We start from the raw sequence: 11,018 nt of genomic DNA on the forward strand, positions 1-11,018 counted from the left end.
CAAAAGGTGTACATATTATGCTGATCCAAAAAGGCTTTTTCCTGCTGCCTCTGAGCTTGCTGGCTGCAACTTTAGTCCCTGAACCTGCGGTGGCTGCAGATAACTGTGCTACTCCTCCTTTGGTGATAGCACATCGGGGCGCCAGTGGTCATTTACCTGAGCATACGCTGGAGGCTTATCAGCTTGCGATGCGGATGGGGGCTGATTTTATTGAACCGGATTTAGTGCCGACCAAAGACGGTGTGCTTATTAGCCGACATGAAAACGACTTAACTCACACCACCAATGTGGCCGACTTAGCGCAGTTTGCTGACCGTAAAACCACCAAACGTATTGACGGTATTCCCATCACCGGCTGGTTTAGTGAAGATTTTACGCTCTCTGAAATTAAGCAACTGAAAGCCCGTGAACCTTTGCCTGCACTTCGGCCACAAGGTGCTGAACATAACGACCAGTACTCTATTGCCACTTTGGCGGAAATAGTGGCGCTGGTAAACCAGTTTGAGGCCAATACAGGCCGTAAGGTTGGGCTTTATATTGAAACCAAACACCCAACCTATTTTCGTTATGAAGGCCAGACGCTTGAGGGCAAGAGCATAAAGCTGGATATCAGCAAAACGCTGGTGCACGAGTTAAAACAACTGCGGTTTACTGATCCAAACCGACTGTTTATCCAGTCGTTTGAACTACAAAACCTGTTGGAGTTAAAACAGCAGTGGATGCCAAAGCTCAAGCTACAACTGCCGCTCATTCAGTTGATTGGTGATACCGATAAAGCCTATTTACCACCCAAAGACAGTTTTTCTGTGCCTTATGATGTGTTTTATCACCAGCAACAAGGCGCTGATTTAACAGCTATTTATCCGCAAGCAACCGGCTTTTTATGGTCAGCCACCAAACCGCTGGATTATTCCGCTTTACTGACTGATCAAGGCCTTCGTTTTGTACACAGCTATGCCGCTGGTATAGGGCCATGGCGCAGCAGTTTGTATCAAAAATACAGCCTGAACTTAAAGCCTTTTGTTCAAGCCGCTCAGCAGCAGGGCTTAAAAGTACATCCTTATACGTTCAGGGCCGAAGCGAATTATTTAATGGCGAAAGACGCTAAAACTACCTTTAGTTTTGATGAAGAGCTGCAGGCGTTGTTTAAGCAAGGCATAGACGGCGTATTTTCCGATCAGCCGGATTTGGCCTTAAAAAACCGCACTTTATTTCAACAAAGCTGTGGGAAATAACGCATCCTGCCTTGATGGCTGGCTAAGTCAGCCATTTTGTTATCCAGCGAAAGCCCACCAGACTGCGCAGCGTTTTGACTGTGTTGCTGTGGCGCAACTGAAACAAGCAACCTAAGGTAAAACTTAACATCAGACCGGGGGGAGTTCCGATAAAAGTCTGGGTACGCTCCAGCAGTTGCAGCTTGCTCAGTTGCAGCTCACGCTGCTGCAACTGGCTTTGTTCGACCAAAGTGGCTAGTTGTAGTTGCTGCTTTTTAACGAGTTTTTGTATCAGCATGCTGTTCCTCCGGTTTGGCTGCAAAAAATAACAGACCTAATTGCGCCAATGTTTTTGAAAAGCCCACTTGCGACAACAGATAACCCAGACTGCGCCAGCACCAAAGCAGCAGGCCAGACTGTAACAGCACTAAAGCCAGAGCTGTGACAAGAATTGAGCTGCTTAGCTGAAACAGCAGATAACCGAGCAGCATTAAACTACTGCCCCACAATAAAATTAAACCCGCACCAAAACACACCACCAGAGCAGCAGCTAAGGTGAGGCTACGTCCACTCAGTTGCCACTCTGCTGTGGCTATTTGTTGTGTCAGCTTAAGCTGAGTGCGCCAGGCCTGCTTGACTGACTGACCAATAGCTGCAAGGTGCGTCAGTTGAGCCAGGATTTGTTCCGGATCCTGAGTCAGAGCAGCCGATGCAGGCTGCTCCGGGTGTTGTGCCGGAGCTTCTGAGCGTTCGCGATAGTGCATAAGACCGCCTTAGCCAGATAGCGCTTAATTGCGGCGCAGTAACGCGGTCAGCACTACCCCGGCCGCAAAAGCTATACCTGCGGTGGCCAGCGGGTTTTGTGCTGCTAATTCACGGGTTTTGCTGTACGACAGTTGCAACTGCTGCTTAATTTCTTCCTGTTTATGCGCCAGGTTTTCCTGTGAACTGGCGGCAGTTTTGCGTAATGCATCTTCAGCAACAGCAGCTTTTAGCGCCACTGCATCGACGGCATGATGCGCAGCTTCAACAGCTTTTTCTGTTACCGGTGAATTTAAGGTGCTGTTGCTTTTTGCTTGTTCAGTTGTACTTTGTGAGGTCGCCATAAAAAAACACTCCTAACAATAGATGTTGAAATGCAGCAGGGTGCTGCATTTTGCATCTTAGAAAAAGCAACGGCTGTGCCAGATAAAATAGCTGAATAAAAACATTGGTTTAGCTTGTTTTTCTTTAGGCGGCGTTCTAGAGATGGCGGTAGAAGTTACCCGCTGCTGGTAATTTTTACATAGAGTATGGCGGCAGTTCTGCAGCAGAAAATAAAAAGCCGCAGCATTTGAAGGCTCCGGCTTTTGTCACTCGGGATTAACTTAGAAATCCAGTTTCAACGTCACAGTCGCTGTGCGCTCTGCACCTAAGTAGTACGCGCCTTCCTGGCCGCCCGCTAAGTAGTCTTCGTCGTTTAAGTTATTCAGCACCAACGACAGATCTATGCCTTTAAACATATCGTTTGAGGATAAATCTTTGCTGTAGCCGACATAGAAATCCATCACAGTCGAAGCCGGAATTTCATCTTTATTGCCACCTAAAGCAGCGCCAAAGTAAGTGTCAGTGCGCTTGGCAGTTAAACCAGCACGGTACGCTTCACCCTGATAACGTAGTGACAAGCTCAGCATAGTTTCTGGTGATCCTGCGACTTTATCCCCTGCAAAAATAGCGGCAGGGTTAATGGCTGGCTGACCATCCGGGTCAAGCACCACATTGCCGTCTTGATCCAAAACTAAGGTATTGATACTTTGACTGTACTCAGCGTTATTGCTGGTCAAGGCACTGTAAAGGCTCCAGCCCGGAGTAAATTCCCAGTTCAAGCTGGCTTCCAAACCATTGGACTCAATACCACCGACGTTGACATAAGTGCCGTCTAACTCGTTCAGGTAATCCGGGCCAGCACCATTCGCGCCGGGTTGCAGGAAGGTAATACGGTTATCAAACTGCACATCGTAATAAGTCAACGACAGGCTTAAGTCATCGCCGAAATAACGTAAACCCAAGTCGATGTTTTCTGCAGTTTCTGCTTCCAGATTGGCGAAATCCTGATCGGTTTCTAAAATCGCATCGCTGATGGCTTTGAAGTTTTCTGCGTAACCAGCAAAGACTTCATAGCTTTCATTTAAGCGATAAACAAAACCCAGGCTGGGTAATAAATCTGAACCACTGTCCAGTTTGCCTTCGTTGCCCGCCACTATATTGTCTTTGCGGCTGACATCAACATAAAACTGCTTCACGCCCAAAGTGACTGTTAAGTCATTCCAACTGATTTGATCCTGCAGATAAATCTTTTGAGTGTCCGTTTCATAAGTCCGGTCGTAATGCACCCAGTACGGCTGATTGTCGAAATAGTGGTACTGTTTCGGGTCAATCACATTGTGCCAGTCGCGGCTTTCGTCGCGGTCCTGTTGTTCCAGCCAGGCACCTAACCGCAGCTCATGGTTATCCATCGCCCATTTAAGCTCTGAGGTTAAACCGTAACGGTCTTTTTCATAGTGGGTATGACGGTAGGAGGAGACGCGGGTCGCCCCTGTTAAATCTGCATTCGGGTCCAGAATAGGCTGACCAGCCGCATTGACGTATTGATAAGGCGTTAAAGTACCGTTACCTGTACCACGGCTAACCCGGTTGCCAGCAGCATCTTCGACATAGACCTGATACGGCGGCATCCAGTCACCACGGCCGGATTGCATATGCACATAAGGGGTGACGGTCAGGTTCAGGCTGTCGGTTAAATCTGTATCCACTTTGACATAACTAAAGCTGTTTTCGCGCAAAGTAGACCAGACCTCAGCAAAGTTTTGATCGATATCCGGGTTGCCTGTCCAGACGTTAGTCAGGCGATCCCACTCCGGGTTTTCGAAAAACTGCGCTAAAGACACAGTGTTGTAGTTGTCTTCTTCGGTGTCGTCGTAAGAAAAACGTACCGTGATAGTGGTGTTATCCAGTTCAGTCACAGTTTTTACTTCGCCGTGCAGACGGTCAGTAAACCCATTGCTGCCTGAACCTATCCATCTGTTGTTAAAGCTGTCGGATAAGCTGACATAAGCTGTGGTGTTACCAGCAATCTGGCCTGTGTCAAAGCGGGTGTAATAACGGCGGGCATTATGATCGCCACCTGTGATACCGACCGACAGGTTTTCTTCAGCCAGTGGGTTGTTAGACACAAAGTTTAACGTTCCGCCCAGTGCATCCAAAGAGGCTGATGCAATGTCTGAGGTACCTTGTCCTACTTCTACATAAGCTGTGTTTTCGGTATCGAGGTAACGGTTGGCTTTACTGCCACCGCCATAACCTGAACCACCATTGGGTAAACCATCAATGGTAATACCCAGTTGCTGCTCGTTCAGGTTGACGTTAAAACCGCGCATGGAGATGGTGGTAGACCAGTCATCGCCACCAAAAGCGTCACCCTGGCCTATGCTGATACCGGGCAACTGGCTGACTAAATCCAGTACGTTGCCTATGGGAGCCTTGGTATTTTTAATGGCTTCGTCTGTGCTGTTATTGGCATAGCTGATACGTTTGCCGGTAATGGCCAACACTTCGACTTCCTGCTCTGCAGCAGCCGCTGCTACCTCTTCTGCGACTACAGGCGCCGATAAACCCAGGGCTGAACTCACTGCCAAAGCGAGCAGATGTTTGTGATGTAATGCCACGTGAAACTCCATTTTGTTGTTTGAATTGAAGAAAACGCCATTATTCTGGAGAGCTCTGATGACAGCGCAGTGAAAGGCTGGTGACAAAATGAAGTAATTCAGATGTAATTTTTATGAAAATAAAGTGAGGGAATTCATAGCCTGAACAGAGAAAAAACTGGAGTTTAAACAACAGTCTGGCCTATGCTGGAAGCTGGCTTTTGAAGGTGAGTTTGATGCAATATTTGCTGTACATCGCAATGCTATGGATTGCCTTAGTGGCTGTTCCTTTGAAGGCACAGCAGCTACAGCTTTTAGTTGGAGTGGAAAAACCTCCTTATATAAAAAGGGCAACTCAGACTGGCTATGAACTGGAACTACTGAGGACAGTAGTGAAACGAATGGGCTTTGACAGCCAGTTTATTCATGTCCCCAATGGCAGGTTGCTGGATTTGTTCAGCGAGGGGCAGGCTGACATGGTGTCTTTACAACGCGGCTTCCCGCCGGGTTTTTATGCCACTCTGCCTTATATCAGTTACCAAAATATTTTGATCGTACGTCAGGATTTAGTGAAAGAGCTGGTCAAACTGAATGATTTAGCAGGGCTTAGGGTAATGGCTTTTCAAAATGCCCGCCAGTTTTTACCGCCTGAATATGCCGAGGCTATCAGGAACACCAGTAGTTACCTGGAAGTGGTGGAACAACATCAGCTACCAGCGTTATTACTGAAAAATCGGGTGGACGTGTTGGTGATGGACCGCAATATTTTCTGGCACTACTACCGCCAAACTGCCCCCAAGGACCATAGCTTGAAAGTGCTGAGTTTTTTCCAGCCCAATCACTACCATATGCTGGCCCGTACTCCGGAAGTGGCAGAGCGTTTTAATAAGGCGCTGATGGAGGTGAAACAGTCGGAGTTATTCAGCCAGTTACAGCTAAAGTATTTTGCCGAGTTAAATCAGTAGCCAGATATGCCGAAGCGGTGTTGATTTGTAGGAGTCTTAAGATGGGACGAAGATGTAAAACCTGTCGTTGTGTTGTGCATCCCATTGAAGTTAAGGTTCCAGGAACTCTTTACCCTGGCTATAAATGCCCGGTATGCGGAGCAGAAATTTCCATGGGCAGAACCAAATTTGTTGCGCTTCTAATCGGGATCCTGGTTGTGATTTGGGCCATAGCCTTTGTATTCTGAATCGGATTGGGGAGAGTGTAGGTAAAAGGAGGCGTCGAATACTATGAAAATCATGATGCGTTTCATCGCGTTGGCATTAGTAATGATCCTAAGTGGTTCCTTGTATGCTGAGCCCACTGCAACATTGTCCAGCTTGACGAGTTTACAATGGTACAACCGCATTATTCTGGTGAATGAGTTACCAGAGTCACAGAATGTAAAAGCAGTGTTTGAGCAACATAAAACTCAGTTGCAGCAGCGGGACATAGTGTGGTTTATCTTCGACGAGCAACAGCTATTGACGAACTACAGCGGTACTTTATCGGCAGATTTTGTTGCCAGAACCAAAGAGCAGTACCAACTGATACCGGGCAAGATTATGCTGATTGGTAAAGATGGTGGCGTGAAGTTTTTGCTCGACCGGATGGATTTAGAGGCGATATTTACAGAGATTGACGCTATGCCGATGCGACAACATGAGATGCTACATTAAATGGGGTGAATTGTGGTTCACTACGTTGCGTCTGGCATAAAAAAGGACCCGAAGGTCCTTTTTACCCCAAGTCAAATCAATACTTAGCCGGCTGATCCGGCTTAGGTAAAGTGGCTTTGATAAAGTCACGTAAGTCCTGATTCGACTGGCGTAAGTCGTCGTAACGCAGGTACATCATATGACCGCTACGGTAGCCTTTGAAGCTTAATCTGTGTTTCATTTTGCCACTTGGGTCCAACTGCCACATATTATATTTGGCATCAAAATAGTTGGTGGCGCCGTCATAGTAACCGGACTGAGTTAACACATGCAGGTAAGGGTTTTGTGCCATAGCCTGACGCAGGTTTTCGCCCGTATTGTCATTGCTTCTGTCCCAGGGGTGCACATTACCAAACATATTGTATTTCACGTCGGTTTTGTAATTCAGCTCGTTTTTCAGGTAGTGATTAATGGCTGGGGTAAAAGAGTGCAGCCAGGAGGTCAGTTCAGCGTTGTAATCTGGCTCTGCACCTGCATCTTTTTTGTCGATACCTAAATAACGTGAATCTAAACGGCCAACGGTCTGACCGCGCTCACGCAGCAATTCTTTCCAGAAAAAGTCGGTATTGATATCCAGATTGTTTTGCAGCACAGCTTTGACGGATAAACCTGAATATCTGGCTACTTGTTCAGCCACCTGTTGTTTTTCAGCATCAGGCAAGGAATTGCCTTTGGCTAAAGCAGGCAGGTAGGTGTTGAGGGTAAAAGCTTCGACCTCCGGCAGATAATCCGTTAAGTCTTTTTGCTGTAAATCGCTGGAGAGTGCCTTGTGATACCAGGCTGTGGCGGCAAAGTAGGGCAGACGGTTCGCCGCATCGACAGGACCGTCCCGTTTAATGCCTATTTCCGTCGGCGACACCAGCACCACACCGTTTAAGTACATCCACTGCTGATTTTGCAGTGCTAAAGCTAAACCTGACACACGGGTAGTACCATAGCTCTCTCCAATCAGATACTTAGGCGATTCCCATCTGTTGTAGCGACTGACAAAGGTATTGATCCATTCAGCAAGGTATTTGATGTCGGCGTTGACACCAAAAAACATTTTTTGCTGCTGCTCCGGGCTTGGCATTTTGCCATCTTTACCCGGTAAAACGCGGGAATAGGCTGTGTTGACTGGGTTTACAAACACGATGTCGGCGGTATCCAACACTGAATAAGGGTTTTGTTTTACCCCATAAGGTTGCAGCGGGTAGCCTTCGCTATCGACATTCAGTGCTTTAGGGCCTGTGTAGGCAATTTGCATCCAAACTGAAGCTGAGCCCGGACCGCCATTAAAGGAGATCAACAGCGGACGGCTTTTGCGGTCTTTGATATCCTGACGCTCGTAATAAGTATAAAAAATAGCGGCGGTTGGGTTGCCTTGCTCATCCCACACCGGCTGAGTGCCTGTGTAGGCTTTGTAGCTAAAATCTTCATCCAGCACTGTGGTGTCATGTTCGGTTACGACCACGGAGTCGGCGTCTATCTGTACCGTGGCATTGCTGGTTGTTTTGCTGTCTTGCGCCTGCACTGCAAGGCTGATACTGGTTGCGCTCAGGCAGAGGCTGAGCAAAAGAAGCGGAATGATTTTCATAAGTTCCCTGATCATAGTTATTTTAGTTCAGCTTATTGTTTACCCCAGCAGCATGAAAATAACCACCAGGCTTGAGACTAATAACAAAGATTCAGGTTAAAAGGGTCAGAACACTAAAAGCTGCCGCTCAAGTTGCCAGCTTGCTTTGTCTGTTGCTCCGCACTTCTTGCCTAAAAGTCCATTTGGCTAGTGTGGCTGACGCTGCTGTTGTACTCTGATTTCAGTCAGGGCTTTGAGGTTTATAGAGGAGTCACAGTATGAGCAATTTAATAGAGCAACAACTTGAACAGCTAAAAGCTCAGCTTATGCCTCATCTGCCAGAATATGGCATGATACAAAGCACTATCGCTGATTTGGTGTTGTATCGCACAGAAGTGACTACTGAGATCACTCCTGTTATCTATGAACCTTCTTTATGCATCATGCTGCAGGGCGAAAAAGAGGTTTACCTGAATAATGACCGTATTGTGTATGACCCGTTAAGTTACCTCCTTGTGCCAGTGACAGTGCCGGCCAGCGGTAAAGTAACCAAAGCCAGTCCTGAAACACCTTATCTTGCGCTTCGATTGACGATAGATTTAAAAGAACTGGCAGATTTAGTGATTGATTTAGGGGGCAGAGTCGAGCGTAGTAAGGAGCAAGTGAAAGCTATATCTGTGGGGCGGGTGGATGAGGCGCTCTTATCCGCCATTGGTCGTCTGGTGCAGTTATTGGATAAACCTTCCGATATCCCAGTGCTTTACCCTCTGCTCAAACGTGAAATTTTATACCGCTTGTTATTGGGCGATTTAGGCAGTCAGTTACGTGATTTTATGCTGCTGGACAGTCAGGGGCATCGTATTAGTAAAGTGATTGAAATACTTCGCAAAAAATTTAATGAGCCGCTACGGATTAAAGATTTGGCTGATGAAGTGCACTTGAGCGAATCAGCGTTGTTTCAGGCCTTTAAAGCTGTGACTGCAATGTCACCTTTGCAATATCAGAAAAAATTACGTCTGAATGAGGCGCGTCGTATCATGCTGCATGAAGGGTTAGAAGCCGCGACGGCCAGCTATAAAGTAGGTTACGAGAGTCCATCGCAATTTAGTCGCGAATACAGTCGGTTATTTGGTGCCCCACCTAAAGCTGATATCGAGAGAGTGCGTTCGCAAGGCGGTTGATTGACGCGGGTCAGAGCTGAGGCTCTGACCCAGCATCGCTTATTGCTGTAACCACATTCGGGCACTGCGTGCCGGAATCGTCACTTTTAACCATTGCGTGTTGACCTGAAACGTATGACCACTGAGCACGTCGGTGTAGTTAACATACCAGTTCAACTCGTTGGCGTAGGTATCAACCCAGTACTCTTGTGGACTGTCACATTTGTTAATGCCTACTATGCCCTTTTTATCACGTTTAAACAGCAAGAAACACTGGCCGTGTCCCAGCACCTGCATGCCACTGCCTTGAGTGCTGTTGTGAAACCGGATCATGTTTTTAATGTCCGCTCTTTTATAAAAGTCTTGCCAGCGGTAACCGTCTAAATTAGCGGTTTCGCCGTGATCCGAATAAATCATCGGGGTGCCACCGTTTCGACCCAGAATGTAAGCGTGAGCCAGTGTTTCATCGGTAGCGTTCATGATCTGATAGCGAAAACCATCGTTGGTTGGAATGTCATGGGTGATGGCAAAAGTCACAGCTTTGTTCCAGGCCAGCGCCTGACCATAAGCACCGGGATCGACCAGCACGCTCATCGAACCACCAAAACTAAAAGCATTTCGCATAGAAGCAAACAGCGGGAAGTCGTAAGCACTGTGACTGGTGTTGTCCAGATAAGGCTTTAAAAACAGCTCGTACTCTTGGTTGCCCGAGCCACCAGAGGTAATGACTTCACCAAACACATGCATGCCACTGATTAAAGCCGGAGTAAACACCGCATTAATATGAGCATTGGTCATATGTTTTACTGCATCAACCCGAAAGCCTTTAATGCCCATATTTTTCAGCGCCTGTAAATAGGCTTGCTGCTGACCTATTACCCAGTTGTTATTATCCAGATCCGGCAGGCCGGCATCGCCGCCGCCACCGCACAGTCGATAGTACTGTACTTGCCAGACGTCCAGATAATTACTGATACAACCCGGGGCATGAAAATCAGAGCCTGACAAAAAGTTCTGTGTTAAATCGCCGTACAGTTTCTGATTGTTGACGTAGGTCCAGTTCGCCTGATAGCTGTTAAGTACAGCAGAGCCCGGATAGTTCAGATCACTGCGCTGTGCGCTTTCATTCGCCATATGATTGAGTACGACGTCAGCATAAACTTGAATGCCTTTGCTGGTCATGGTCTGGATCAGCGTTTGTAGCTGTTGTTTGTTGCCGCGTGGATGGTCAATTAAGCGTAAATCCTGTGGCTGATAACGAGCCCACCATTGTTCTCCACTGGACTTCATCGGAGGGGCTATCAACACTTTTTTATAACCAGCCTGCTGAATTTCAGTGGCCTTGGCGGTGATTTCACTGTAATTCCAGTTAAAGGCATGCAGAATAACGTCGGCATAAGCCGGGCTTGCACAAAGCAGGCTCGCGCCCAGCACTGTGTTGAGTGATAATTTCATTCGTTTTACCCTGTCATTGTCGTCATTTTTTTAGTCATGCGCATTTGCATCAAAGCTGAACTGCTGTTGAGTCAAATGGCTGCTTGGTTTTGTGCACCGGTGACTGATAAAACTTATGAGTACTTTGCTATTTTGTAAATAAAATAGCGTTATTGTTTAAAAAATGCATACGTATTCACAGCGTACCGGTAAAAACCAGACGAATTCGCAAGGTAAAACAGCGGCTTTAGGCTGGTGGATCGTAAAGA

At 47.1% G+C, this 11,018-nt stretch carries 10 protein-coding genes; 4 read left to right on the forward strand and 6 right to left on the reverse strand.

From position 1 onward, the window contains the following. Positions 1-17: 17 nt before the first annotated feature. Complete coding sequence (locus SD53_RS01885) at positions 18-1,235, forward strand: glycerophosphodiester phosphodiesterase family protein (RefSeq protein ID WP_052749214.1); 1,218 nt, start codon at positions 18-20, stop codon at positions 1,233-1,235. Positions 1,236-1,257: 22 nt separating this feature from the next. On the opposite strand, the gene SD53_RS01890 is transcribed toward SD53_RS01885, so the two are convergent. The 4 genes from SD53_RS01890 to SD53_RS01905 all read right to left on the reverse strand — a co-directional run bounded on the left by SD53_RS01890 (position 1,258) and on the right by SD53_RS01905 (position 4,918). Then, positions 1,258-1,512, reverse strand: coding sequence for a hypothetical protein (locus SD53_RS01890; protein ID WP_046518514.1), 255 nt, complete (start codon positions 1,510-1,512; stop codon positions 1,258-1,260). Further along, positions 1,490-1,978 (reverse strand): hypothetical protein, encoded by a 489-nt coding sequence (locus SD53_RS01895; protein WP_046518515.1) that lies wholly within the window; start codon positions 1,976-1,978, stop codon positions 1,490-1,492. Before SD53_RS01895 ends, SD53_RS01890 begins: the two co-directional genes overlap by 23 nt. Before the next feature lie 24 nt (positions 1,979-2,002). After that, positions 2,003-2,320 (reverse strand): DUF883 C-terminal domain-containing protein, encoded by a 318-nt coding sequence (locus SD53_RS01900; protein WP_046518516.1) that lies wholly within the window; start codon positions 2,318-2,320, stop codon positions 2,003-2,005. Between the two features lie 261 nt (positions 2,321-2,581). Next, a complete protein-coding gene (locus SD53_RS01905) occupies positions 2,582-4,918 on the reverse strand; it encodes a TonB-dependent receptor (protein WP_106693120.1) in 2,337 nt (778 codons plus the stop codon). A gap of 215 nt (positions 4,919-5,133) precedes the next feature. Between SD53_RS01905 and SD53_RS01910 the strand changes: the two genes are divergently transcribed. Both SD53_RS01910 and SD53_RS17885 read left to right on the forward strand, forming a co-directional pair. After that, positions 5,134-5,862, forward strand: a complete 729-nt coding sequence (locus SD53_RS01910; protein WP_046518518.1) for a substrate-binding periplasmic protein — start codon at positions 5,134-5,136, stop codon at positions 5,860-5,862. Between the two features lie 270 nt (positions 5,863-6,132). Beyond that, a complete protein-coding gene (locus SD53_RS17885; protein WP_052749215.1) occupies positions 6,133-6,561 on the forward strand; it encodes a DUF4174 domain-containing protein in 429 nt (142 codons plus the stop codon). 76 nt (positions 6,562-6,637) lie between these two features. Here the strand turns inward: SD53_RS17885 and SD53_RS01920 are convergent, their stop codons facing one another. Next, on the reverse strand, positions 6,638-8,176 hold the full coding sequence (locus SD53_RS01920; RefSeq protein ID WP_046518519.1) for a S10 family peptidase: 1,539 nt from the start codon (positions 8,174-8,176) through the stop codon (positions 6,638-6,640). Between the two features lie 257 nt (positions 8,177-8,433). Here SD53_RS01920 and SD53_RS01925 point away from each other — a divergent pair, with 257 nt between their 5' ends. Continuing rightward, positions 8,434-9,336 (forward strand): AraC family transcriptional regulator, encoded by a 903-nt coding sequence (locus SD53_RS01925; RefSeq protein WP_046518520.1) that lies wholly within the window; start codon positions 8,434-8,436, stop codon positions 9,334-9,336. Positions 9,337-9,375: 39 nt separating this feature from the next. Here SD53_RS01925 and SD53_RS01930 read toward each other — a convergent pair whose 3' ends face one another. After that, positions 9,376-10,770 carry an alpha-amylase family protein gene (locus SD53_RS01930; protein ID WP_046518521.1) on the reverse strand — a complete coding sequence of 465 codons (1,395 nt, stop codon included), beginning with the start codon at positions 10,768-10,770 and terminating at the stop codon, positions 9,376-9,378. Positions 10,771-11,018: the final 248 nt, after the last annotated feature.

This window comes from Rheinheimera mesophila, assembly GCF_000986865.1.
In the GTDB taxonomy this organism is placed as follows: Bacteria; Pseudomonadota; Gammaproteobacteria; order Enterobacterales; family Alteromonadaceae; genus Pararheinheimera; species Pararheinheimera mesophila.